General features: G+C 75.0%; 21 protein-coding genes and 3 tRNA genes. 9 read left to right on the top strand and 15 right to left on the bottom strand.

Going from position 1 to position 23,127, the window contains the following annotated elements; all coding sequences use genetic code 11:
* Positions 1-47: 47 nt before the first annotated feature.
* From RSE42_RS07070 to RSE42_RS07050, 5 genes are all read right to left on the bottom strand, one after another.
* Positions 48-608, bottom strand: coding sequence for an AAA family ATPase (locus RSE42_RS07070; RefSeq protein WP_253705834.1), 561 nt, complete (start codon positions 606-608; stop codon positions 48-50).
* Between the two features lie 112 nt (positions 609-720).
* Positions 721-2,367 carry a cation acetate symporter gene (locus tag RSE42_RS07065; RefSeq protein ID WP_021482756.1) on the bottom strand — a complete coding sequence of 549 codons (1,647 nt, stop codon included), beginning with the start codon at positions 2,365-2,367 and terminating at the stop codon, positions 721-723.
* Positions 2,364-2,714: a DUF485 domain-containing protein gene (locus RSE42_RS07060; RefSeq protein ID WP_170982087.1), complete on the bottom strand. Its 351-nt coding sequence runs from the start codon at positions 2,712-2,714 to the stop codon at positions 2,364-2,366. Before RSE42_RS07060 ends, RSE42_RS07065 begins: the two co-directional genes overlap by 4 nt.
* A 184-nt stretch (positions 2,715-2,898) precedes the next feature.
* Positions 2,899-3,714 (bottom strand): tRNA (guanosine(46)-N7)-methyltransferase TrmB, encoded by an 816-nt coding sequence (trmB, locus tag RSE42_RS07055; protein ID WP_415298373.1) that lies wholly within the window; start codon positions 3,712-3,714, stop codon positions 2,899-2,901.
* A 57-nt stretch (positions 3,715-3,771) separates the two neighbouring features.
* Complete coding sequence (locus RSE42_RS07050; protein WP_085388190.1) at positions 3,772-5,091, bottom strand: TrpB-like pyridoxal phosphate-dependent enzyme; 1,320 nt, start codon at positions 5,089-5,091, stop codon at positions 3,772-3,774.
* A 294-nt stretch (positions 5,092-5,385) separates the two neighbouring features.
* Here RSE42_RS07050 and RSE42_RS07045 point away from each other — a divergent pair, with 294 nt between their 5' ends.
* The gene (locus RSE42_RS07045) at positions 5,386-6,147 is read left to right on the top strand and encodes an SDR family NAD(P)-dependent oxidoreductase (protein WP_024842147.1); all 762 of its coding nucleotides are present in this window, start codon (positions 5,386-5,388) and stop codon (positions 6,145-6,147) included.
* Positions 6,148-6,264: 117 nt separating this feature from the next.
* Here the strand turns inward: RSE42_RS07045 and RSE42_RS07040 are convergent, their stop codons facing one another.
* The 4 genes from RSE42_RS07040 to RSE42_RS07025 form a co-directional block, all read right to left on the bottom strand.
* Positions 6,265-10,005 carry a hypothetical protein gene (locus tag RSE42_RS07040; RefSeq protein ID WP_415298371.1) on the bottom strand — a complete coding sequence of 1,247 codons (3,741 nt, stop codon included), beginning with the start codon at positions 10,003-10,005 and terminating at the stop codon, positions 6,265-6,267.
* Positions 10,006-10,368: 363 nt separating this feature from the next.
* Positions 10,369-10,441: transfer RNA gene (locus RSE42_RS07035), tRNA-Lys, on the bottom strand.
* A gap of 124 nt (positions 10,442-10,565) precedes the next feature.
* Positions 10,566-10,641: transfer RNA gene (locus RSE42_RS07030), tRNA-Lys, on the bottom strand.
* A gap of 105 nt (positions 10,642-10,746) precedes the next feature.
* On the bottom strand, positions 10,747-11,127 hold the full coding sequence (locus tag RSE42_RS07025) for a GroES family chaperonin (protein WP_031316090.1): 381 nt from the start codon (positions 11,125-11,127) through the stop codon (positions 10,747-10,749).
* 73 nt (positions 11,128-11,200) lie between these two features.
* Here RSE42_RS07025 and bcp point away from each other — a divergent pair, with 73 nt between their 5' ends.
* Entirely contained in the window at positions 11,201-11,677 is a 477-nt protein-coding gene (gene bcp / locus RSE42_RS07020) for a thioredoxin-dependent thiol peroxidase (protein WP_021482400.1), read from the top strand.
* Positions 11,678-11,769: 92 nt separating this feature from the next.
* Positions 11,770-11,851 (top strand) — tRNA-Leu (locus tag RSE42_RS07015).
* A 254-nt stretch (positions 11,852-12,105) separates the two neighbouring features.
* On the opposite strand, the gene trxA is transcribed toward RSE42_RS07015, so the two are convergent.
* A complete protein-coding gene (trxA, locus tag RSE42_RS07010) occupies positions 12,106-12,489 on the bottom strand; it encodes a thioredoxin (RefSeq protein ID WP_021482401.1) in 384 nt (127 codons plus the stop codon).
* Between the two features lie 113 nt (positions 12,490-12,602).
* Between trxA and RSE42_RS07005 the strand changes: the two genes are divergently transcribed.
* The 5 genes from RSE42_RS07005 to RSE42_RS06985 all read left to right on the top strand — a co-directional run bounded on the left by RSE42_RS07005 (position 12,603) and on the right by RSE42_RS06985 (position 17,666).
* Positions 12,603-14,087, top strand: a complete 1,485-nt coding sequence (locus tag RSE42_RS07005) for an MFS transporter (protein WP_415298368.1) — start codon at positions 12,603-12,605, stop codon at positions 14,085-14,087.
* Positions 14,080-15,681 carry a pyridoxal phosphate-dependent decarboxylase family protein gene (locus RSE42_RS07000; protein ID WP_415298366.1) on the top strand — a complete coding sequence of 534 codons (1,602 nt, stop codon included), beginning with the start codon at positions 14,080-14,082 and terminating at the stop codon, positions 15,679-15,681. Before RSE42_RS07005 ends, RSE42_RS07000 begins: the two co-directional genes overlap by 8 nt.
* Before the next feature lie 71 nt (positions 15,682-15,752).
* Positions 15,753-16,322, top strand: coding sequence for an NUDIX hydrolase family protein (locus RSE42_RS06995; protein WP_009863909.1), 570 nt, complete (start codon positions 15,753-15,755; stop codon positions 16,320-16,322).
* On the top strand, positions 16,319-16,981 hold the full coding sequence (locus RSE42_RS06990) for a Pr6Pr family membrane protein (protein WP_415298363.1): 663 nt from the start codon (positions 16,319-16,321) through the stop codon (positions 16,979-16,981). The genes RSE42_RS06995 and RSE42_RS06990 overlap by 4 nt, the downstream gene beginning before the upstream one ends.
* A gap of 142 nt (positions 16,982-17,123) precedes the next feature.
* On the top strand, positions 17,124-17,666 hold the full coding sequence (locus RSE42_RS06985) for a flavodoxin domain-containing protein (RefSeq protein WP_086151454.1): 543 nt from the start codon (positions 17,124-17,126) through the stop codon (positions 17,664-17,666).
* Positions 17,667-17,722: 56 nt separating this feature from the next.
* Here the strand turns inward: RSE42_RS06985 and RSE42_RS06980 are convergent, their stop codons facing one another.
* On the bottom strand, positions 17,723-19,354 hold the full coding sequence (locus tag RSE42_RS06980; RefSeq protein ID WP_415298361.1) for an ABC-F family ATP-binding cassette domain-containing protein: 1,632 nt from the start codon (positions 19,352-19,354) through the stop codon (positions 17,723-17,725).
* A gap of 111 nt (positions 19,355-19,465) precedes the next feature.
* On the opposite strand from RSE42_RS06980, the gene RSE42_RS06975 reads away from it, so the two are divergent.
* Complete coding sequence (locus RSE42_RS06975; RefSeq protein WP_081896078.1) at positions 19,466-19,915, top strand: DUF3054 domain-containing protein; 450 nt, start codon at positions 19,466-19,468, stop codon at positions 19,913-19,915.
* Here RSE42_RS06975 and rdgB read toward each other — a convergent pair.
* The 4 genes from rdgB to murI form a co-directional block, all read right to left on the bottom strand.
* A complete protein-coding gene (gene rdgB, locus RSE42_RS06970) occupies positions 19,904-20,590 on the bottom strand; it encodes an RdgB/HAM1 family non-canonical purine NTP pyrophosphatase (RefSeq protein ID WP_415298358.1) in 687 nt (228 codons plus the stop codon). The two genes, RSE42_RS06975 and rdgB, sit on opposite strands and share 12 nt — an antisense overlap.
* Positions 20,587-21,357 (bottom strand): ribonuclease PH, encoded by a 771-nt coding sequence (gene rph, locus RSE42_RS06965; protein ID WP_043652567.1) that lies wholly within the window; start codon positions 21,355-21,357, stop codon positions 20,587-20,589. Before rph ends, rdgB begins: the two co-directional genes overlap by 4 nt.
* 92 nt (positions 21,358-21,449) lie before the next feature.
* Positions 21,450-22,280, bottom strand: a complete 831-nt coding sequence (locus RSE42_RS06960) for an MBL fold metallo-hydrolase (RefSeq protein ID WP_034655785.1) — start codon at positions 22,278-22,280, stop codon at positions 21,450-21,452.
* Positions 22,280-23,083, bottom strand: a complete 804-nt coding sequence (murI, locus tag RSE42_RS06955; RefSeq protein ID WP_031316087.1) for a glutamate racemase — start codon at positions 23,081-23,083, stop codon at positions 22,280-22,282. The genes RSE42_RS06960 and murI overlap by 1 nt, the downstream gene beginning before the upstream one ends.
* Positions 23,084-23,127 lie beyond the last annotated feature (44 nt).

The following is a 23,127-nucleotide window of genomic DNA, read 5'->3' as shown; positions in this document are numbered from 1 at the left end:
CATCCTCGCGCGACGGCCCGGTCGCCGCCCGGCGGTGCGGCGGCGGGTCAGGCGACGCGGGCCTCGTCGAGCCGGTCGAGCACGCGCCGGACGGTCTGCGCGACCGTCCACCCGGTCGTGTCGACGTGCAGGCCGCCGGGCGTCGCGCGGGCCGCGGCGGCGAACTCCTCCGGGGTCCAGGCGCCGTACGCCTGCTTGTGGCGGCCGGCGTCGCGCGCGGCGAGCGTGGCGGCGTCCGGCGTCAGCACGACGGCGTAGCAGGGCCGGGTGCGCACGCGCGCCGTGAACCGCGCGAGGTCGGGGCCGAGCAGGATGTCCTGGACCACGGCCGTGACGCCTGCGGCCGCGTACGTGTCGGCCGCCTGCGCCGCGAGCGCCTGCCGCAGGTCGAGCTGGGCCCGGGCTGCGGCGGACAGGGGCGGCGCCGTCGACGCCTGGCCGCTGACCACGAACCGCCGGAACTGGTCCCCGCGCACGTGCGCGGCGAGCGGGAACGTGCGGGCGAGCGCGTCGGCGACCGTGGACTTCCCCGAGGCCATCGCCCCGGTGACGACGAGGACCGGCGTCTCCTCGCCCGGGACGACGGGGGCCGGGGTAGCGGAGGTCACGGCGCGACCGTACGGCGTCGTCGGCGTGCCGCGCGACGGAATTGCCGCGCGCGCGGACGCCCCCGGTCGGGACCGGGGGCGTCCTGCACGGGCCGCGGGGGTCGCCGTCGGGCTAGTGCACCGTCGCCTTCTCGGCGCCCGCCCCGGTGAGCGAGCGCACCTCCATCTCGGCGAACTTCTCGGGGTGCGGCTTCTCCCTGCTGAGGAGCGTCCCGACGATCCCGAGGAGGAACGCGAGCGGGATCGACACGATCCCGGGGTTGCTCAGGGGGAAGATCGCGAAGTCGATGTCCGTGTTCTTGATCATCGACAGGCTCGCGCCCGTCACCGGGTCGACCTTCCCGGACACGACGGGAGAGAACGCGATGAGCACGACGCACGAGATCAGGCCGCCGTACATGCTCCACAGCGCGCCCGCGGTGTTGAACCGCTTCCAGAACAGCGAGTAGAGGATCGTCGGGAGGTTCGCGCTCGCCGCGACGGCGAACGCGAGCGCCACGAGGAACGCGACGTTCTGGCCCTGCGCGAAGATGCCGCCGAGGATCGCGAGGATCCCGATGACGACGACGGTGATGCGCGCGACCTTGACCTCGCCGTCGGGCTTGACCTCGCCGCGCTTGATGACGTTGGCGTAGATGTCGTGCGCGAAGCTCGCCGCCGCGGTGATGGTGAGTCCGGCGACGACGGCGAGGATGGTCGCGAACGCGACGGCGGAGATGAAGCCGAGGAGGATCTCGCCGCCGAGCGCGAACGCGAGCAGGGGTGCCGCGGAGTTCACGCCCCCTGGAGCGGAGCTGATCGTCTCCGGCCCCACGAGCGCGCCCGCCCCGTACCCGAGCACGAGGGTGAACAGGTAGAAGATGCCGATGAGCCAGATCGCCCACACGACCGACCGGCGGGCCTCCTTGGCGGAGGGCACGGTGTAGAAGCGCATGAGGACGTGCGGCAGGCCGGCGGTGCCGAGCACGAGCGCGAGGGCGAGCGACAGGAAGTCGAGCTTCGTGGTGCCGGTGGCGCCGTACTGCTTGCCGGGCTCGATGAGCGCCTCGCCGCCCGGGCCCGCCTTGTCGATCGCACCCTGGAGCAGGTCGGACAGGTTGAAGCCGAACTTCGCGAGGACCCACACGGTCATGACGGCGGCGCCCGCGATGAGCAGGACGGCCTTGATGATCTGGACCCAGGTGGTGCCCTTCATCCCGCCGACCAGCACGTAGAGGATCATCAGCGCGCCGACGACCGCGACGACGACGCTCTGGCCCGCCGTGGAGTCCACGCCGAGCAGCAGCGCCACGAGGCCGCCGGCCCCCGCCATCTGCGCGAGCAGGTAGAAGAACACGACGGCGAGGGTCGCGAGCGCGGCCGCCATGCGCACGGGCCGCTGCTTGAGCCGAAAGGACAGCACGTCGGCCATCGTGAACTTGCCGGTGTTGCGCAGGAGCTCGGCGACGAGCAGCAGCGCGACCAGCCACGCGACGAGGAAGCCGATCGAGTAGAGGAACCCGTCGTAGCCGTTGATCGCGATGGCGCCGCAGATCCCGAGGAAGCTCGCGGCGGACAGGTAGTCGCCCGCGATGGCGGTCCCGTTCTGCGGCCCGGTGAACGACCGTCCGCCCGCGTAGTAGTCCGCGGCGGACTTGTTCTGCCGGGACGCGCGCAGCACGATGACGAGGGTCACCGCGACGAACACGGCGAAGATCGCGACGTTGACGACGGGGTTCCCGACGTCCGTGGCCTCGGCGGCCAGGAGGTGCGCGCTCACAGCTCGTCCTCCTCGATCTCCCGGCGGAGCTCGTCCGCCTGGGCGTCGAAGCGCTTGTTGGCCCAGCGCGCGTAGATCATGGTGATCGCGAACGTGGACACGAACTGGCCGAGCCCGAGGAGCAGCCCGACGGTGACGTTCCCCCACACCCGGACGCTCATGAGGTCGTGCGCGTAGTTCGCCAGCAGCACGTAGACGAAGTACCACACGAGGAACAGCGCGGTCATCGGGAACACGAAGCTCCGGAAGCGTCGGCGCAGGTCCTGGAACTCGGGCGAGCGTTGCACCCGCTGGTAGTCGGTCTCTTCGGCGGGCCCCGGTCCGGGGGCGGCCGTCACGTCGGTCATGACGCCTCCGTTGGCTCATTCCGTGGACAGACAGAGAGCCCGCACCCCGCGGACGGTCGCCTGTCGACGCGACCGCACGCGACGCTGCGTGCCCGGGGCGACCTTCCACCCCCGGCACAATGTGCCGTAGATCACTGTTGTCCGCAAGGACCGCGCGCGGCCGGTCGCGAGGCCGTGCCGCGGGTCAGACGCGCACGTACTCCAGGTCCGTGATGACGCGGCCCGCGGCCTCGCCCTTGCGCTCGAACCCGGTGAGCACCCGGCCCTCGAAGCGCGGCGCGGCGTTCCCCGGCCCGTGCACGTTGCGCAGCCCCGGCGCGGCGTCCAGCACCTCGAGCATCTGCTCCGCGTACTCGGCCCAGTCGGTCGCGAGCCGCAGCGTCCCGCCGGTGCGGCCGTCGTCGCCCTCCCCCGGCGCGCGCAGGACGCGCTCGGCGAGCACCGCGAACGACGGCGTCACGAGACGGCGCTTGTGGTGGCGGGACTTGTGCCAGGGGTCGGGGAAGAACACCCACAGCTCGTCGACGCTCCCCGCGGGCAGCGTGGTGGCGAGGACCTCGGCCGCGTTCGCCTGGACGAGCCGCACGTTCGTCAGGTCGCGCTGCGACGCGCGCAGGACCGTCTGGGCCAGCCCGGGCGCGTAGACCTCGACGGCGAGGAAGTCCGTGCCCGGCTCGCGCTCGGCGGCGGCGACGACGGCCTCGCCCTGGCCCGAGCCGATCTCGACGACGAGGCGCGCGTCGCGCCCGAAGGTCGCCGCGACGTCGAGCACGTGGTCCGGGTCCACCGAGGTCCGCGCGACGTCGCGCGGGACGTCGACGACGTAGCGGTCGCGGTACGCGTCCCACGCGCGCTGCTGGCGCGGGGCGAGGCGGCCGCTGCGCCGTACGAACGACACGGGCTGGGTGCGGTAGCGCGGTCGGGCGTCGCCGGTCCCCGGGGTCGCGGAGGGGGCGCCGGTCACGGGCTCGTCGAGGGTCTCGGGGGTCGGTTCGGGCACCGCACCAGGGTACGGGCGCCTCGCGCGGGGGTCGTGCCGCGCGAGGCGCCCGGCCCGTCAGACGTACGCCGCGTACGCGGGCAGGTCGAGCACCCCGTTGCCCGACAGCCCGAGGACGATCACCTCGGGCTCCGTCGCCGCGCGCGCGTGCGCGACCGCCGCCGCCACGGCGTGCGTCGACTCCGGCGCGGGGATGATGCCCTCGCTGCGCGCGAACAGCGTCCCGGCCGTGAACGCCTCGTCCTGGTCGACGGCGACGGCGTCCATCAGCCCGAGGTGCACCGCGTGCGACACCATCGGCGACATGCCGTGGTACCGCAGGCCGCCCGCGTGGATCGCGGGCGGGACGAAGTCCTTGCCGAGCGTGTGCATCTTGAGCAGCGGCGTGAGGCCCGCGACGTCCCCGAAGTCGTAGCGGTACTCGCCCTGCGTGAGCGAGGGGCACGCAGCCGGCTCGCACGCGACGAGCCGCGTCGTCGTGCCCTCGCGCAGGTTGCGGCCGAGGAACGGGAACGTCAGGCCCGCGAGGTTCGACCCGCCGCCCGCGCAGCCGAACACGACGTCCGGCGCGCCCTCGCCCGCCTCGTCGAGCTGGACGAGCGCCTCCTGGCCGATGACGCTCTGGTGCAGCATGACGTGGTTGAGCACGCTGCCCAGCGCGTAGTGCGCCGCGGGGTCCTTCGCGGCCGTCTCGACGGCCTCGCTGATCGCCATGCCGAGCGAGCCGGTCGTCTCCGGGTCCGCGGCGAGCATCGCGCGCCCTGCCTCCGTGAGGTCCGACGGCGACGGGTGGCAGATCCCGCCGTAGACCTCCATCTGCGCGCGCCGGTACGGCTTGGCGTCGTACGACGCGCGCACCTGCCACACCTCGACGTCGAGCCCGAGCAGCGCGCCCGCGAACGACAGCGACGCGCCCCACTGGCCCGCGCCCGTCTCGGTCGTCAGCCTCGTGGTCCCCTCGAGCGCGTTGTAGTACGCCTGCGCGACGGCGGTGTTCGGCTTGTGCGAGCCGACCGGGCTCACGCCCTCGTACTTGTAGTAGATCCGGGCCGGCGTGCCCAGCGCCCGCTCGAGGCGTCGGGCGCGCACGAGCGGCGACGGCCGCCACAGCGCGTAGATCTCGCGGATCGTCTGCGGGATCTCGACGTAGCGCTCCGTCGTCACCTCCTGCTGGACGAGCGCGAGCGGGAACAGCGGCGCGAGGTCGTCGGGCGTGAGGGGCTCGCGCGTGCCCGGGTGCAGGTGCGGGGGCACGGGCTCGGGGAGGTCGGCCGCGAGGTTGTACCAGTGCGTCGGGACGGTCGAGGGCACCTCGGCGCCCGTCGGCTCGAGGGACCGGACGGGCAGGGCCGTCGGCGGGGTCTGCGGTGTCGTCATGCTCGGCTCCAGCTCAGGGGGACGGCCGCTGGGCCGACGACGCGTGCACCGGGTTCGCCGAGGCCGCCCACGTCGTCGGGGCACGGCCGGATGAGGTCACCGGCCGTCAGGCGGCCGGCCACCAGGGGGTCACGGACGGGTGCGTCACGACGCCGACCCTACCCCCGTCCGCACGCTCGGGACCACCGGCGCCCAGGTGAGGACGATCGGCTCTCGCGCGCGCGGGCGCGCGGGCGCTGGGATGGGAGCAGACGCCGGTCGACGGCAGTGCCGGCGCGGACGGAAGGAGCCGTCATGGTCAGCAACCACGTCCCGGGCAGGTTCGAGGGCCGCACGGCGATCGTCACCGGCGCGGGCGCCGGCATCGGCCGCGCGACGGTCGAGCGGCTGCTCGCGGAGGGCGCACGCGTCGTCGCCACCGACGTCCGGGAGGACCGCCTCGACAAGCTCGTCGCCGACGTCGGCACGGACGCTCTCGTCACCGTGGCGGGCGACGTGAGCGCGCAGACCACGGTCGACGCGGTGGTCGCCGCCGCGGGCGGCCGGGTGGACGCCCTCGCCAACGTCGCCGGGATCATGGACGGCTTCCTGCCGACCGCCGAGCTCGACGACGCGACGTGGGACCTCGTCATGACCGTCAATGTCACCGCGGTCATGCGCCTCACGCGCGCGGTCCTGCCCCTCATGCTCGAGGCGGGGAAGGGCTCGATCGTCAACGTCGGGTCGGAGGCGGGCTCGCGCGCGTCGGCGTCGGGCACCGCGTACGCGACGTCGAAGCACGCGATCGTCGGCTTCACGAAGAGCACGGCGTTCTTCTACACGCCCCGGGGCGTGCGGGCGAACGTCGTCGCCCCCGGGGCCGTCGCGACGAGCATCGAGGCGCCCTTCCGCTCGCAGTACGCGGGCGAGCGGCTCGGCCCGGTCATGGCGACGACCGTCCCGCCGGCCGCGAGCGCCGAGGAGCTGGCCGCGGCGATCACGTGGCTCCTGTCGGACGACTCGGCCAACGTCTCGGGCGCCGTCCTGCACAGCGACGGCGGGTGGGCCGCCGTCTGACCGTCCCGCTCCCCGACCGGGCGGGCGACGCAGCGGCCCCCGGACCGTCCGGTCCGGGGGCCGCCGTCGTGCCGTCGGCACCGCGTCAGGGGCGCGACGCCGGCCGGTCAGCGCACGTCAGCCGCACGCCAGCGCGTCGTACGCGACGTCGGCGGCGAACGACCGGCCGTCCCCGCTCGCGGCGACGTGCGCGGTGCCCGCCGCGACGTCGGCCGCCCGGACGGAGAACGCCTGGTACGCCGACGCGCCAGGGCGCACGCCCGTGACGGTGCGCTCGCCGAACGGCGTGCTGAGCGTGACGTCGACCGGGACGGTGTCCGCGTTGCGGGCCCGGACGGCGACGTAGGCCGTGCCGCCGAGGCACTGCGTGCGCGCCGTCGTCTCGACGACGAGGCCGTCCTCGGCGGGCGCGGTGGTGAACGTGCTCACCGGCGAGACGGCGGTGCCGCCGCCCGCGCTGGTGACCGTGACGGTCCACGCGTGCGCGGCGCCCGGCTCGAGCCCGTCCCACGTGACGGTCGCGACCTCGCCCGACGGCACCGTGACGCTGCCGACCTCCTCGCCCGGCGCGTAGAGCGACACGGCGTCGGTCGCCAGGCTAGTGACGCGCGAGGTGAGGTCGACGGGCACGGTGAAGTCGTCCTCGCGGCCGTCGTAGCGCTGCTCGTCGTCGTACTCGGTGGCGCCGAAGTTCTCGAGCCAGGGCGAGTAGGTGTCGACGATCATCTCGGAGCGGTCGACGTCGAACTGGAGCAGGCGCAGGAAGCTCGCGCCGAGCCGCAGGCCCTCGTCGGGCGCGTAGCCGCCGATCTCGGTAAGGCCCGCCTCCTCGGCCGTGACCTCGTAGAACTGGTAGTCGGCGAGCAGCTCGACGACGCCGCTGCCCGGCGTGCCGACGTCCTGGCGCACGTTGATGCCCACGCCGTGCCGGTGCCCCGCGAGGACGAGGAAGACGTTCGGGTTGGGCTCGACGACCTTGGCGTGCACGAGGCGGCCGTCGGGCGTCGAGATCTCGGAGTCCCGGCCGTCGGGGTTCGTGCTCGGCACGAGGTAGTCGTGCGTGAGCACGACCGCGTTGCGGTCGGGGAACTGCTTGAGGACGCCGTCCGCCCACGCGGCCTCCTCGTCCGTCACGCCGTACGACAGGTAGACGGCGACGAAGTCGAGCCCGCCCGCGCTGAACAGGTCGTAGTGGTTCTGGTTGTCGCCCTCGCGCCACGGGCCGCCGTAGGAGGCGTTCTCCCACCCCGCGGACAGGGCCTCGTAGCGCTCGGGGCCGTAGAACTCGTTGAACAGCGCTCCGGGCCCGTTGTCCTGGCCCGTGAGGTTGTCGTGGTTGCCGGCGAGGACCCCGTTCGGGATGTTCGCGTCGTCGAGGATCTGCTGCGCGGACGAGGAGAACGCGTACTCGCCCCGGATCTGGGCGGCCATCGCGTCGTCGGCCGGCAGGCGCGTGTAGTTCTCGTTCACGTCGCCCGTGTGGCCCACGTACGCGATCCCGCGCGCCTCGGCGTTGTCCACGACCCACTGCGTGAGGTCCGTGTAGGCCTGCGCCCACACCGCGCGCTCCTCGGCCGTCTCCTGCTCGACCGCGCCCTCGGTGAGGTACTGCGTGTCGGTGAGGTGGACCAGGGAGAAGTCGTAGTCCTCGCGGGGCGCGAAGTCGGTCTCGTCGCGCGACCCACCCGCCGCGATGTCGTCCGCGAAGGGGTCGGTGCCCGTCACGAGGACGTGCACGGTCCCGTCGGTGGCGGCGCCGTCGCGGAGCACGGTGCTCAGCGACGTCGTGCCCTCGACCGCGCCGCGCGCGGACGCGAGCGGCTCCCACCGCTCCCCGTCCCACACGTGCAGCGTGGCGAGCCGCTGCGGGTCGACGACGCCCTCCCAGCGCACGACCTGGCCGGCGGTCGAGCCCTCGGCGGGCAGCTCGAAGCGCTGGTAGGTGACGTCGCGGCTCTGGGGCGAGTCGAGCGTCAGGTCGTCGCCCGGGGCGAGCGCGTCCGCCGCGGCGGGCTGCTCGCCCTCGACCGGGAGCGTCGTCGGGACCTCGGCCGACTCGCCCTGCGCGACGAGCGCGGGGGCGGTGACGTCGGCGCGGGAGAACGTCGCGGTGACGTCGCCGCCGCCGGGCGCCGCGACGCGCGCGGACAGGTCGACGCTCCCCGCGACGTCGCGCGTGCCGTGCGCGGGCGCGAGGTCGGTCGGGACGTCGGGCACGCCGAGGCTCGTGAACGCGATCTCGTGCGTGCTCACGTTCCCGAGCACGTCGGTCGCGGTGACGACGAGCGTGTGCGCACCCGGGGCGAGCCCCGGGCCGACGGGCGCGCCGAGCTCGAGCGGCTCGCCGTCGAGCGTGACGTCGGGGCCGGACAGGACGCCGGACGCGTCCGCGAGCTCGACCGCGAGGCTCGTCGCGCTCGCGAGCTCCGCCCCCGCCGCCGGCGTGCTGGACACGATCGCCGGACCGGTGTTGTCGGTGGTCACCGTCCGGCGCGCGGCCGCACCCGCGGCGGTCGCCGACGTGATCGTGTGCTCGCCGTCGGCGAGCGTCGTCGTGTCGACGTCGGCCCGCAGGCCGGTCGCGGGCGCGTCGGCGTCGCGCGTCACGTCGAACGCGAGGTCGACCTCGCGCGGCTTCGTCGTGCTCGTGCCGCAGTCGCCGTCGCCCATCGAGTACGACGGCGCGATGCCCACGCCGGTCGCCGTGCCGTCGGTCACGTCGAGCGCGATCCCGGAGATCGCGAAGTCGTCGCGGTTGTCGCCGCACGCCGTCGGGTACGTGCCCGTGACGAACCGCACGACGTTGCGGCCCGGGGACAGGAAGGCGTTCGGGACGTCGATCCGCACCGTCTCGCTCACGTAGTCGCGGTCCACGAGGTCGATGCGCTGCCCGTTGACGAGCAGGTGGTTGGTGTAGCGGGCCTCGATCGAGTTCGAGCCCACGGTGAAGACGAACCGGGAGGAGCCGGTGCCGAGCGTCGCGACGGTGGTCAGCGGGGCGCCGTCCAGCTCGATGCCGGCGGGAGCGTCGCCCCCGGCGGGCGGCGTGGCGAGCACGGTCTGCGGGCCGTGCAGCAGCGCGCCGTCCGCAGGGAGGATCACGGGCGCCCCCGGGGCGCCGTTGTTCACGGTGACCGCGCTCGTCGCGGTCGCGCCCGACGCGGTCGTCGCGGTGAGCGTGTGGGCGCCGTTCTCGAGCGTCGTGGTGTCGAGCTCCGCGGCGAGGCCGGTCGTGGCGGCCGGGTCCTGGTCGAGGTCGAACGTGAGGTCCGCCGAGAGGACGCGCGACGTGTTCGTGCCGCACGAGCCGTCGCCGAACGCGTAGGAGAAGCTGTTGGCGGAGCCGTCGGCCGTCTCGCCCAGGAGCTCGAGCGAGACGTCCGTGAGGTCGTAGTCGTCGTAGTTCGTCCCGCACGACGTCGTGACCGCCCCGACGACGAACCGCACCCGGTTCTCGCCCGGCACGAGCCACTGCGCGGGCACGTCGAGCGCGACGCGCTCGGACACCATGTCCCGGTCGAGCTCGAGGCGCTCGCCGTTGACGAGCACGTGGCTGCCGTACCGCTTCTCGATCGAGTTGCTGCCGACGTCGAACAGCAGGCGCGCCGTCGCGGGCGTCGCGGAGGCGTCGAGGGCGGTGCCGTCGACCGCGAGCGCCGTGACGGCGTCGCCCGCGCGGACGGGGTCGGCCGCGACGCGCACCGTGCCGTCGAGGAACGTGCCGGTCGTCGGGCTCAGCACCGGCCGCGTCTCCGGGGCGGCCCCGGTGGACCGGGCGGTCGTCCGGTCGAGGGTCGGGGAGGCTCCCGGGGCGGTCGCGGCGGCGGCGCCGGGCGCGAGCAGGCCGGCGACCAGCACCGCCCCGAGCGCCCCGGCGACCGCGGCGCGGCGCCGCGCCCCGCCGTCGGTCCGTCTCTGGGTGCGTCTCTCGGTGCGTCTCTCGGTGCGTCCCGAAGTCCTGTGCGTGGGCACGGACGTGTCCATCGTGGTTCCCTTCCGTGGCGAACGGGTCGACGGGCGACGCTGCCGAGCGGCGACGACGCCCGCACCGGACCCTTCCCGGCGGGGGTGAACGCGAGGTCGGTGCCGGGCGAACTCCGGCGAAACGGACGGCGACGGTTGCGGCGGGCGACCGGCACGGGTGGAGCGGAAGGGCGGATCGCCCGGGCGGCGGACGACGAAGGCCGCCCACCCGGAGGTGGACGGCCTGGTCAGGAAGGGTGCGCCATCAGGGACTCGAACCCCGAACCCGCTGATTAAGAGTCAGCTGCTCTGCCAATTGAGCTAATGGCGCGCGAGAGGGAACACTACCAGCGGCCAGGACCGCCGATCTCCGCGAGGAGACCGGGCCCGCCCGCCGCGCCGGCTCTCGACCGGCACGGCTCGGGCCGCCCGCATGCGGACGGCCCGATCGGTGGTGGTGCGCCATCAGGGACTCGAACCCCGAACCCGCTGATTAAGAGTCAGCTGCTCTGCCAATTGAGCTAATGGCGCGCGAGAGAAAACACTAGCAGCCGCGGGCGCGCCGGGAAAATCCGTTCCGCCCGCCCTCGTGTGACGTCGGCGACACGGCCCGGCGAGCCCGCGCGGCGGCCTCGGCTAGAGGTACAGCCCCGTCGGGCCGTCCTCCTCGACCTCCTGCGAGACGGCGTGCACGTCACGCTCGCGCAGCAGCACGAGGTCCTTGCCGCCGAGCTCGACCTCGGCGCGCTCGTCCGGGTCGAACAGCACGCGGTCCCCCACCGCGACCTGTCGCACGTGCTCACCGGCCGCGACGACGACGGCCCACGCCAGCCGCTTCGGGCCCACGGCCGTCGCGGGGATGACGAGCCCCGCCGAGCTCTGCCGCTCGCTCGCGTCGACCTCCGGGTCCACGAGCAGGCGGTCGTGCAGCATCCGGATCGGGAGGTCGCGGGCGGCCGACCGGGACGGCGACGGGCGGGACGAGGCGGTGGCGGGGGCGGACGTCGTCTTGCTCACAGCGACAACGCTACCGGTGCCGCCCACCCTCACCTACGCTCGAACCACACCTTGGCCGGACCGAAGGAGATCCATGTCCACGCGCCTCACCGTCGGCGACACCGCTCCCGACTTCTCCCTGCCCGCCGCCGACGGCAGCACCGTCACGCTCTCCGACCTGCGCGGCAAGCACGTCGTCGTCTACTTCTACCCCGCCGCCGGCACGCCCGGCTGCACGACGGAGGCGTGCGACTTCCGCGACAACCTCGCCTCGCTCCAGGGCGCGGGGTACTCGGTCGTCGGCGTCTCCCCCGACCCGGTCGACAAGATCGCCGCGTTCGTCGAGGCCGAGCACCTGACCTTCCCGCTCGTGTCGGACGAGGACAGGTCCGTCCTCGAGGCGTACGGCGCGTGGGGCGAGAAGAAGCTCTACGGCAAGACGGTCGTGGGCGTCATCCGCTCGACGGTCGTCGTCGACCCGGAGGGCAAGGTCGAGCTCGCGCAGTACAACGTCAAGGCCACGGGCCACGTCGCGAAGCTCCGCCGCGACCTCGGCATCGACCCCAAGTAGCGCACCCGGGCGGTGCGGTCCGGGCCCGGTGCGCGTCGAGCGACGCGCACCGGCCGCCGGGGCCGCACCGCCCGCCGTAGACTGACCACCGCGCGCGAGTGGCGTAACTGGCAGCCGCGCCAGGTTTAGGTCCTGGTGTCCTCGGACGTGCGGGTTCGAGTCCCGCCTCGCGCACCCTCCCCGACCCTGCCGGAGTCCCCGTCGTGACGGCACGGCAGCACTTCCCGGATTCACCCGCACCCGACCTGGACGACCGTCCAGTTCGGTGTCTACCGTGGTGGCAGAGCCGGTGCCCGCACCACTTGCCCCCTGCCGGTACGGGCACCGGCTCCACACCTGCTACGCAGCGCCCGCGCGCGAGACGGCCCACGACACGACGACGGCCCGGCACCCTCCGAGGTGCCGGGCCGTCGTGGTGTCGTGCAGGCTCAGGCGTCCTGCGCTGGGGAGCCGTCGCTCGCCGCGGCGATCTGACGACGCACGTCCTCCATGTCGAGGCCCTTCACGGCGTCGACGACCTGCTTGAGCGCCGGGGCCGGGAGCGCGCCGGGCTGGGAGAACACGAGGATGCCCTCGCGGAACGCCATGAGCGTCGGGATCGACGTGATGTTGGCGGCGGCGGCCAGGCCGCGCTCGGCCTCCGTGTCGATCTTGCCGTGCACGACGTCCGGGTTCTCCTCCGACGACGCCTCGAAGACGGGCGCGAACATCTTGCACGGTCCGCACCAGTCGGCCCAGAAGTCGACCAGGACGATGTCGTTCTCCTTGATCGTCTGCTCGAACGTGGACTCGGTGAGCGTCTGCGTGGCCATGGATGTTCCTCCTGGGGGCTTGGGGGTCTGCTACGTAGAGCACACACCTTGCCCGGAGTATTCCCCGCGCACGACCGCGCAGGCCCGGCCCGCGCACCCTCTACGCTGCCCCTGTGACGCACGACACCACCGCGCACCGGCTCTCGCGCACCACGATCGCGGGCTACGCCGCCGGGTCCGTCGGCACCGGCGGGTTCGGCACCCTGCCCGGCCTGGTCCTGCTCGTGTACCTCACCGACGCGCTCGCGGTACCTGCGGCGGTCGCCGGGCTCATCGTCACGGGCGCCAAGGTGTGGGACGTCGTCGTCGACCCGTTCATCGGCTACGGGTCGGACCGCGACCTGGCCCGCACCGGGTCGCGCCGTCGCTTCATGACCCTGGGCGCCCTCACGCTGCCCGTCCTCTTCGCGCTGACGTTCGCCGTCCCCGCGGCCGCCGGGCCGACCGCCGCCGCGATCTGGGTGCTCGTCGCGTTCCTGCTCGCCGCGACGGCGTTCTCGCTGTTCCAGGTGCCGTACATCGCGCTGCCCGCGGAGCTCGACCCCACGTACGACGGCCGCACCCGACTGCTCGCGTGGCGCGTCGCGACGCTCGCGTTCGCGATCCTCCTGTTCGGGGCGGGCGGACCGGCGCTGCGCGGAGGCGGGGACTCGACGACGGGGTACCTCGTCATGGGCGTCGTGTCGGGCGTCGTCATCGGTGCCGGGATGCTCGTCGCCGCGCGGGTCGCGCCGCGTGCACCCCGCGGCGCCGGCACGCCCGCTCCCCCGGCCGGCACGACCACGGCCTCGGCCGGAGCGACCACCGCCTCACCCGGCACCGCCACGGGCTCGACGGCGCCGGCCTCGGCGTCGCGCGCCTGGACCCTCGCCGTGCGCGAGGCGGTCGACGCCCTGCGCCGCTCGCGCCCGTTCCGCACGCTGCTCGCCGCGTTCGTGCTCCAGGCCGTCGCGACGGGACTCATGCTCGCCGGGGCGGCGTACGTCGCGCGGTACGTGCTGCGCGACGAGGCGGCCGTCAGCTACCTCTTCGCGGCGCTCGTCGCGCCCGCGCTGCTCTGCATGCCGCTGTGGACCCGGCTCGCGCGCCGCGACGGCAAGGAGCGCGGGTTCGTCGTCGCGACCGTGCTCTTCGCGGTCGCCGCGCTCGGGATGGTCCCGCTCGTGTGGGCACCCGGTGCGTGGGTCTACGTCCCCACCGCGCTCGCCGGCGTCGCGTACGCGGGCATGCAGGCGCTGCCGCTCGCGATGCTCCCCGACGCCATCGCGCACGACGCGCGGACGCACGGCGAGGGCCGCGGCGGCGCCTTCGGCGGCGTGTGGACGGCGGGCGAGACGACGGGCATGGCGCTCGGTGCCGCGGTGCTCTCGCTCGTCCTCGGGATCACCGGGTACGTGTCCACGCGGGCGGGCGAGACGGTCGCCCAGCCGCCCGCCGCGGTGGACGGGATCGCGCTCTCCTTCTCGGTCGTGCCCGCCGCGCTCGTCCTGCTGAGCCTCGTCCCGCTCGTGCGATACGGTCTGCGCAGGGGGGACATCGACGACACAGCACCGGAGCTGCCGCGTGACCACGCCCCGACCGACCGAGCCCGTGACTGACACGGGATCGACCGCCCCCGGCGCCCTGCCGCGGCCCGCCGACGCGGTGCCGCTGCGCACCGACGGGATCCTCGACCGGCTCGCCGCGCTCCGCGCGGCCGACGCCCCGACGCACGGCGGACGCGTCCTGTCCTACGTCTACGACCCCGGTCTCGCCGAGCTCGACGAGCTCGCCGCCGCCGCCGCGCGCGCCGTCCAGCCGGTCAACGGGCTCGACCCCACGACGTTCACGTCGGTCGCCGTCATGGAGGGCGAGCTCCTCGGGTTCGCACGCACGATGCTGCACGGGCCGGCCGACGGGCCCGACGCCGTCGTGGGCTCGGTGACGTCCGGCGGGACGGAGAGCTGCCTGCTCGCGGTGAAGATCGCGCGCGAGGCGTTCCGCGCCGCGCACCCGGACGTGCGCCCCCGCGTCGTGGCCCCCGTGAGCGTGCACGCCGCGTTCCGCAAGGCCGCGCAGCACCTCGACGTGAACCTCACGCTCGTCCCCGTCGACCCGGCGACGGGGACGCCCGCCGCCGCCGACCTCGTCGCGGCGCTCGACGCCGACGACGCCGCGCTCGTCGTCGTGTCCGCGCCGTCGTACCCGCACGGCGTCGTCGACCCGGTCGCCGAGGTCGCCGAGGCCGCCGCGGCGCGCGGCGTGCCCGTGCACGTGGACGCGTGCGTCGGCGGCTGGGTGCTGCCGTTCTGGGCCGCGGCGGGGGGCGAGGAGGTGCCGCCGTTCGACTTCTCCGTACCGGGGGTGACGAGCATCTCCGCGGACGTGCACAAGTACGGCTACGCGCCCAAGGGCGCGTCCGTCCTGCTCGTGCGCGGGCGCGACCGCCAGCGCCGGCAGTTCTTCGCGACGACGGGCTGGCCGGGCTACCCGGTCGTCAACCCCACCTTGTCCGGGTCGCGCTCCGCCGCGCCGCTCGCCGCCGCGTGGGCCGTGAGCCAGGCCCTCGGCACCGCGGGGTACACGGCCCTCACCGCGCGGTGCGTGCGCGCGACCCACGCCCTGCGCGCGGCGGTGGACGCGATCGACGGGCTCCGCGTCGTCGGTCGCCCCACCGGACCGCTCGTCGCCGTGGCGACCGACGAGTCCGTGCCGCCCGAGCGGCGCGTCGACCCGCACCTGTGGGCCGACGCCGTCCGGTCCCTCGGGTGGGTGCTCCAGCCGCAGCCGGGGCTCGTGCAGGACGAGGGCACGCGCCTCCCGCACACGACCCACCTCACGGTCACGCCCGTCACCGAGGCCGGTATCGACGGCCTCGTCGCCGCGCTCGGCGCGGGCGCCGACGCCGTCCGCGGCGCCGGGCGCCCCGACGTGAGCGGGGTGCTCGCCGCGCTCGCCGGGGCGTTCGCACCGGGGGCCGGCGCCCCCACCGCCGACGAGATGTGGGGCGCGCTCGTCGGGGTGCTCGCCGCGGACGACGGCGGGCCCGAGGGCGACGACGACCCGAGCCCGCGCACGTCGGTCCTGCCGGACCGCCTCGCCCCGCTCATGGCCCTCATGGAAGTGCTGCCCGCACCGGTCGCGGAGCAGGCGCTCGTCGAGATCGTGGCGCGCGTCTCCGAGCCGCACGCCGAGGCGCCCGGCACGGCGTGACGGCCGTACGCCCGGGCCGCGGCGCCCGGGGCGGACTCGCCCCGCCGCACCGCTCGGGGTAGAACAGTCGCGTGACCGACACCGCCGACTTCCCGCCCGACGACTTCTCCCACGACAACCCGCGCCCCGCGGGCTGGCTCAGCGCCGAGGAGATCGCGGTCGCACGCGCCCAGCTCCCGCTCGTCTACGTCGACGCCGTCCCCGTCCGGGTCGACGACTCGGGCGACGTCGTCGCGGTCGGCCTCCTGCTGCGCGTGACGCCCGAGGGCATGATGACGCGGGCCCTCGTCTCCGGGCGGGTCATGTTCCACGAGCGCATCCGCGACGCGCTGCTGCGCCACATCGAGAAGGACCTCGGCCCGGTCGCGCTGCCGCAGGTGCCCGCGTCCCCGCAGCCCTTCACGGTCGCCGAGTACTTCCCGACGCCGGGCATCACGTCCTACCACGACCCCCGCCAGCACGCGGTCTCGCTCGCGTACGTCGTGCCGGTGACGGGCGACTGCCGGCCGCAGCAGAACGCCCTCGAGCTCGCGTGGCTCACGCCCGAGCAGGCGTGCAGCGACGAGGTCCAGCTCGAGATGCGCGGCGGCCAGGGGGTGCTGCTGCGCCAGGCGATGGCGTACGTCGGCCGCCTGCCGTGACCGACGCGCCGCGCGTCCGGGCCGACGCGGGCCGGCACGTCGTGGCCCGCACCCTGCACGCGCTCGTCGCCGTCGCGACGCTCACGGGCGTCGTCCTGGAGGTCGCGATCGCGCTCGTCGACGGTCCCGGCACGGCCCCGAGCCAGGCCGAGCGCCTCGTGCGCCTGTTCTCCTACTTCACGATCCAGTCGAACCTGCTCGTCGGGGTCGTCTCCGTCCTGCTCGCGGCGCGACCCGCGCGCGACGGGACCGTCTTCCGCGTCGCGCGCCTCGACGCGCTGCTGTGCATCGCGGTGACCGGGATCGTCTACAACACGGTGCTGCGCGGTCTGCAGGACCTGACGAGCGCCGGCCAGGTCTCGAACCTCCTGCTGCACCTCGTCGCACCGCTGCTCGCGGTGGCCGCGTGGGGACTCGTGGGCCCGCGCCCGCGGGTCGACACCGCGACGGTCTGGTGGTCCGTCGCGTATCCGCTCGCGTGGATCGCGTACACGTTCGTCCGGGGCGCCGTCGTGGGCTGGTACCCCTACCCGTTCCTCGACGTGGGCGAGCTCGGCCTCGGCCGGGCGCTCGTCAACACGGGCGTCGTGGCGGTCGTCTTCCTCGCCCTCGCGTGGCTCGTGCGCGTCGTCGACTCCCGCCTGCGCCCCGCGCCCTGACCCTCGCCCCGGCCGGGCACCCCGGGACCAAGGGCCCGCACGCTCGTTCCCGTCGGCCCTGGGCGCCGCGCCCTCGGAGCCGGACGCTGGAGGGAGGGGACCCGTCCGGTCCGGACGGGCGGTCGACGAAGGGGTGAGCGCGATGGACGCCGCAGTGGTCTACGAGTCGATGTACGGCAACAGCGAGCGCGTCGCGCAGGCCATCGCGGAAGGGCTGTGCGAGACGGTGCGCGTCGAGGTCGTCGACGTGACCGACCCGGCTGCCCACCCGGACGCCCTGCGCCACGTGCAGCTGGTGGTCGCCGGCGGCCCGACGCACGCCCTGGGCATGACCCGCCCCGCGACCCGCGCCGAGGCGGTGCAGCGCGCGACGGGCCCGGTCTCCGACCGGGCGACCGGGCTGCGCGAGTGGGTGGAGTCCCTCCCGCCGCAGGACGAGGAGCGGCTCGCCGCGACGTTCGACACGCGCGCGACGAAGGTCCGCTCGCTCCCGGGCTCGGCGGCCCGCGGCGCCGCCAGGGCGATGCGTCGCGCGGGGTTCCGGCTCGTCGTCCCGTCCGCGTCGTTCTACGTCGGCGACGTCGAGGGACCCCTGGACGACGGCGAGCTCGACCGGGCGCGCGCGTGGGGTCGCGCGCTGGGCAAGGTGCTCGTCCCCGCGGGGAGCCCGGCCGAGGGCCGCTGAGCCTCCGGTCGCCCACGCCCACGCCTCCGCCGTCGGCGACGGCGCGGCGCGGCGCGTCAGCCGAGCTCGAGCCGGGGCCAGTCGTCGAGGTCCTCGCGCATGCGGCGGTCGTGCGTCGCCACGACGACCGCCGCGGGCGTGACGCGCAGCGCCTGGGTGAGCTCGTCGACGAGGTCGATCGACAGGTGGTTGGTCGGCTCGTCGAGCACCAGCACGTGCGGCGCCGCGAGGAGCGCGCGAGCGAGGTCGAACCGTCGCCGCTGCCCCGCGGACAGCTCGCGCAGCGGCCGCTCCAGGTCCTCCTCCGTGAGCAGGCCCAGGAACGCGACGGGGACGAGGTGCTCCGGGTCGAGGCGGCCCGCGTCGAGCAGGTCGAGCGCCTCGCGCGCGTACTCGTCGAACCCGGTGCGGTCCTCCGCCTCCGGGGGCAGCGCCGGGCCCTCCTGCGCGACGACGCCCAGCCGCGCGCCGTCGACCACGGACCGCGTGCCCCGGTCCAGGGCGACGAGGCCCGCGAGCGCCGCGAGGAACGTCGACTTGCCGCTCCCGTTCGGGCCGGTGACGAGGAGCCGCCCGCTGGGCGGGAGCGCGACCCGCGTCCCGGGCAGGTCGAGGCGCGCGCCGCCGTCGGGCCCGACGCGCGGGCTGCGCAGCTCGAGCACCGGGTCGCCCGGCTCCCAACCGGGCGACATCGCGGGGAGCTCGGGGAACACGAGCTGGAGCGGCGGCACGGGCACCTCGACGGCCTCGGCCTCGAGCTGCTGGAGGCGCCGGTCCGCGGCCTTGACGTGGATCCGGGCGCGCGTCGCGCGGCGGTGCTTCTGGCTGCCCTTGGGCGGGCGCCACTCGTCGGACAGCCCTTCGTACGACGCGTCGAGCACCGCGGCGAGCTTCTCCGCACGCTTCTGCTCCGCCCGGAACCGCTGCCGCCACCGGTGCAGCGCCTGGTTCTTCGCGAACCGGTAGGAGAGGTACCCCGGCTGCCCGTAGAGCACCGGCTTCCCGTCCATCGCCGGGTCGAGGTCGAGGATCTCGGTCGCGACGTCGTCGAGCAGCTGCCGGTCGTGCGTGACCATCACCACGCCGCCCCGCCACGCGACGAGCTCGCCGGTGAGGAAGTCGATCCCGCCGGTGTCGAGGTGGTTCGTCGGCTCGTCGAGGAGGAGCAGGTCGGCGCGCTCGGCGAGCCGGCACGCGAGCCGCACGCGGTAGCGCTCGCCGACGGACAGGGTCGCGAGCTCGCGGTCCCGGTCGCGGCACGCACCGAGGCGCGAGAGCGCGACGTCGACCCGGCGGTCCGCGTCCCACACGGCGAGGTGCTCGGCGCGGGCGAGGATCTCCGTGAGCTCGGCGAGGTCGCCCGCCTCGTGGTCGAAGTCCCGGGCCGCCGCCTCGAGCTCGGCGGCGACCGCCCGCAGCCCGCTCAGCGTCGCGGCGACGAGCGTGCCGACCGTCTGGCCCTGCGCGATGGCGAGCTCCTGCTCGACGAGCGCGAGCGAGCCCGCGCGGCGCACCTCCCCGCGGGCGGGTGCGAGGTCGCCGGAGAGCACGTGCAGGAGCGTCGACTTGCCCGTGCCGTTCTCCCCCACGACCCCGAGCCGCGTCCCCGCGGCGACGCGCAGCCCGACCCCGTCGAGGACGGGGCGTCCGGGGTAGGCGAAGGCGAGGTCGTCGGCGGCGAGGTGCACGGGGACCACCCTATGTTCCAGGGGATCGACCCTCCGCGTCCCGGGATCGACCCGCCGGGGCCGGTCCGGGCCGTGCGGGGACGGTCCCGCGGGCGGGGTACCGTCGGGAGCATGACCGACCTCGCGCCCACCGGACCGCGTCCTCGTCGCCCCGGGCTCGTCGTGCTCGCCGCGCTGGCCGACGTCGCGTGCGTCCTCGCGCTCGCGACCGGCGGCCTCGCGACGCACTCCGCCGACGAGGGTCTGACCCGGCTGCTCGTCGTGGCGTGGCCGTTCGCCGCGGGCGCCGCGCTGGGCTGGCTCGTCACGCGCGCGTGGCGCCGCCCGTGGGCCCTGTGGCCGACGGGCGTCGTGGTCTGGGGCTGCACCTGGGCGCTGGGCGTCCTGCTGCGCGTGCTCACCGACCAAGGCGTGGCCCCGGCGTTCCAGCTCGTGTCGTTCGGGTTTCTCGCGGTGACGATGCTCGGCTGGCGCGGCGTGGTCGCGCTCGTCGGCGTGCTGCGGCCGGGCGACCGCCGACGCCGCGAGCGCGAGCTCGCCGGCCGCCCCCTACCGCGCTGAGAGCGCCGCGACGACGTCCGGCGCGAGTGCGCGGAACGCCTTGCCGCGGTGGCTGATCGCGTTCTTCTCCGCCGGGCTCAGCTCGGCCGCCGAGCGGGCCGTCCCCGCACCGGGCTGCTCGTCCGGCAGGAGGATCGGGTCGTAGCCGAACCCGTTCGCGCCGCGCGGCGCGGTGAGCAGGGTCCCGCGCATCTCCCCCGTCCGCACGACCTCGGTGCCGTCGGGCGTGACGAGCGCCGCCGCGCACACGAAACCGGCCGCGCGGTGCTCGGCACGCACGTCGCCGAGCTGCGCGAGCAGGAGCTCGAGGTTCGCGACGTCGTCGCCGTGCCGCCCCGCCCAGCGCGCCGAGAAGATGCCCGGCGCGCCGCCCAGCACGTCGACGGCGAGGCCGGAGTCGTCCGCGACGGCCGGCAGCCCGGTGGCCGCGACGAGGGCGCGCGCCTTGATGAGCGCGTTCTCGGCGAACGTCACGCCGTCCTCGACCGGCTCGGGCGCGCCGACGTCGCCCGCGCCGACGATCGCCTCCGGCGCGAGCTCGAGCCCCGGGTGCGCGTCGAGCTCGGCCGCGAGGATCGCGCGCAGCTCGGCGATCTTGCCCGGGTTGTGCGACGCGAGGACGAGGCGTGCGCCGTCGGGCACGACGACGCCTGCCGTCTCGGACGTGCCGCTCATCGAGGGTCCGCCGCGAGCGCCGCGCGCTGGATCGCGGTGAGGTCGGCGGTGCCGGCCACCGCGAGGTCGAGCAGCGCGTCGAGCTCGGCGCGGTCGAACGGGGCGTGCTCCGCGGTGCCCTGCACCTCGACGAACGTCCCGGAGCCCGTGACGACGACGTTCATGTCCGTCTCGGCGCGGACGTCCTCGACGTACGGGAGGTCGAGCATGGGCGTGCCGTCGATGATCCCGACGCTCACGGCCGCGACGGAGTCGGTCAGCACGGGCTTGCCGCCCTTGATGTGGCCGTGCCGCTGGCCCCACGCGACGGCGTCGGCGAGCGCGACGTAGGCGCCGGTGATCGCGGCGGTGCGCGTGCCGCCGTCGGCCTGGAGGACGTCGCAGTCGAGCACGATCGTGTTCTCGCCGAGCGCGGAGACGTCGATGATCGCGCGCAGGGACCGGCCGATGAGGCGCGAGATCTCGTGCGTGCGCCCGCCGATCTTGCCCTTGACCGACTCGCGCTGGCTGCGCTCGTTCGTCGCGCGCGGCAGCATCGCGTACTCGGCGGTGACCCAGCCCTCGCCCGACCCCTTGCGCCAGCGCGGCACGCCCTCGGTGAACGACGCCGCGCACAGCACGCGCGTGCGGCCGAACTCGACGAGCACGCTGCCCTCGGCCTGGTCGAGCCAGTGGCGGGTGATGGTCACGGGGCGGAGCTGGTCGGGCGTGCGGCCGTCGGCGCGGAGGGGCGCGGCCGTGCCCGGAGACGAGGAGGGGATGGTCATGCCGCCACCCTACCGACCCCCGGCCCACCGCTGAGCGCGGTGGATGGTCACGTCTTCCGGAGCCGACGGCGGCTCGTCCCCGCGCTCAGCGGTCAGAGGTCGAAGACCGCGCCCGTCGTGGCGACGTCGACCGGGCCGGTGTACGTCTCGCGCGCCTCGGCGCGCGAGCGCTCGGGGTCGTTCCACGCGGGCAGGTGCGTGAGCACGAGCCGGCGCGCGCGGGCCGCGGTGGCAACCTCGCCCGCGCGTCGCCCCGTGAGGTGGATGCCCCGCTCGACGCCGTCGTCGCGGCCCTCGTGGAACGCCGCCTCCGAAAGGAGCAGGTCGGCGTCGCGCGCGAGCTCGACCACGCCGTCGCACGCGTCCGTGTCCCCCGTGTACGCGAGGACGGCGCTCTCCCCCGGGCGCAGCGTCGACGGCCCGGTGACGCGCACCCCGTACGCCTCGACGGGGTGGAACACGCGGTACGGCTCGAGGACGAGCGGGCCGACCCGGACCGGCGCGCCCGGCTCCCACGCGCGCACGTCGAGCTCCTCCGTCACGCCGTCGCCCGGCTCCGCGCCGTACGCCGCCTCGATGCGGGCGGCCGTGCCCGCCGGGCCCAGCACGGTGAGCCGGCTCGGCACGCCCGTGCGGGTCGAGCCGCGGACCGGGTGGTAGCGCAGGTACACGTACAGGCCGCACACGTCGACGAAGTGGTCGGGGTGCAGGTGGGACAGGCCGACGGCGTCGACGTCGAGCGGGTCGACGAACCGCTGCAGCGCGCCCAGCGACCCGTTGCCCAGGTCCAGCACGACGTTCCAGTCGCGCGCCTCGAGCCCCGCGGCCGCGGCCTCCGCGGCCGGCACCTGGACCAGGTACGACGACGCGGGCGACGCCGGGCCGGCGAACGACCCCGAGCACCCGACCGTGACGAGACGCATCAGGCCGCCTCCACGCTCAGCACCTCGGGACCGAGGAACCGGCGCGCGAGGTGCTCGAACGGCTCCGCGCTCCCCGTCGCGAGGAACCGGTGCCGCGGCGGCCCGGCGTCGCGCGAGCGCTCGAGGTCGTGCGCGACGAGCGTGCGGTACACGTCCTTCGCGGTCTCCTCCGCGCTCGACACGAGCGTGACCTCGTCGCCCATCACGTACGAGATCGCGCCCGTCAGCAGCGGGTAGTGCGTGCACCCGAGCACGAGCGTGTCCACGCCCGCGGCCTTCACCGGGTCCAGGTAGCGGTGCGCGACCTCCAGCACCTCGGGGCCCGACGTCACGCCCTGCTCGACCAGCGGCACGAACTCGGGGCACGCCTGCGTCGTCAGGGTCAGGCCCGGGGTCACGGCGAACGCGTCCTCGTACGAGCGCGACGTGATCGTGGCCCGCGTCCCGATGACGCCGATGCGGCCCGACCGCGTCGCGGCCACAGCCCGACGTGCCGCCGGGAGGATCACCTCGACGACCGGGAGCCCGTGGCGCTGCGTGTACCGCTCGCGCGCGTCGCGCAGCACCGCGGACGACGCGGAGTTGCACGCGATGACGAGCATCTTCACGCCGTCGTCGACGAGCTGGTCCATGATCGCCAGCGCCATCGCCCGGACCGCCGCGAGCGGCTTCGGCCCGTACGGGCTGTTCGCGGTGTCCCCGATGTAGAGGAGGGCCTCGTTCGGGAGCTGGTCGAGGATCGAGCGTGCCACGGTCAGGCCACCCACGCCCGAGTCGAAGATCCCGATGGGAGCGTCGTTCACCCGGCCGAGCCTACTGTCGCCGCCCCGCGCGAGGCGCCTCGAAC

The sequence above is a fragment of the Cellulosimicrobium sp. SJTW-1 genome, assembly GCF_047716875.1.
Lineage (GTDB): Bacteria > Actinomycetota > Actinomycetes > Actinomycetales > Cellulomonadaceae > Cellulosimicrobium > Cellulosimicrobium funkei.
This window is presented reverse-complemented; position numbering and strand designations above follow the sequence as displayed.

Coding starts and splice junctions, on each gene's coding strand:
- RSE42_RS06985 (WP_086151454.1), top strand. CDS start 17,124: ATGGACGCCGCAGTGGTCTACGAGTCGATGTACGGCAACAGCGAGCGC.
- RSE42_RS07060 (WP_170982087.1), bottom strand. CDS start 2,714: ATGACCGACGTGACGGCCGCCCCCGGACCGGGGCCCGCCGAAGAGACC.
- RSE42_RS06975 (WP_081896078.1), top strand. CDS start 19,466: ATGACCGACCTCGCGCCCACCGGACCGCGTCCTCGTCGCCCCGGGCTC.
- bcp (WP_021482400.1), top strand. CDS start 11,201: ATGTCCACGCGCCTCACCGTCGGCGACACCGCTCCCGACTTCTCCCTG.
- rdgB (WP_415298358.1), bottom strand. CDS start 20,590: ATGAGCGGCACGTCCGAGACGGCAGGCGTCGTCGTGCCCGACGGCGCA.
- trxA (WP_021482401.1), bottom strand. CDS start 12,489: ATGGCCACGCAGACGCTCACCGAGTCCACGTTCGAGCAGACGATCAAG.
- rph (WP_043652567.1), bottom strand. CDS start 21,357: ATGACCATCCCCTCCTCGTCTCCGGGCACGGCCGCGCCCCTCCGCGCC.
- RSE42_RS06960 (WP_034655785.1), bottom strand. CDS start 22,280: ATGCGTCTCGTCACGGTCGGGTGCTCGGGGTCGTTCGCCGGCCCGGCG.
- RSE42_RS07045 (WP_024842147.1), top strand. CDS start 5,386: ATGGTCAGCAACCACGTCCCGGGCAGGTTCGAGGGCCGCACGGCGATC.
- RSE42_RS07050 (WP_085388190.1), bottom strand. CDS start 5,091: ATGACGACACCGCAGACCCCGCCGACGGCCCTGCCCGTCCGGTCCCTC.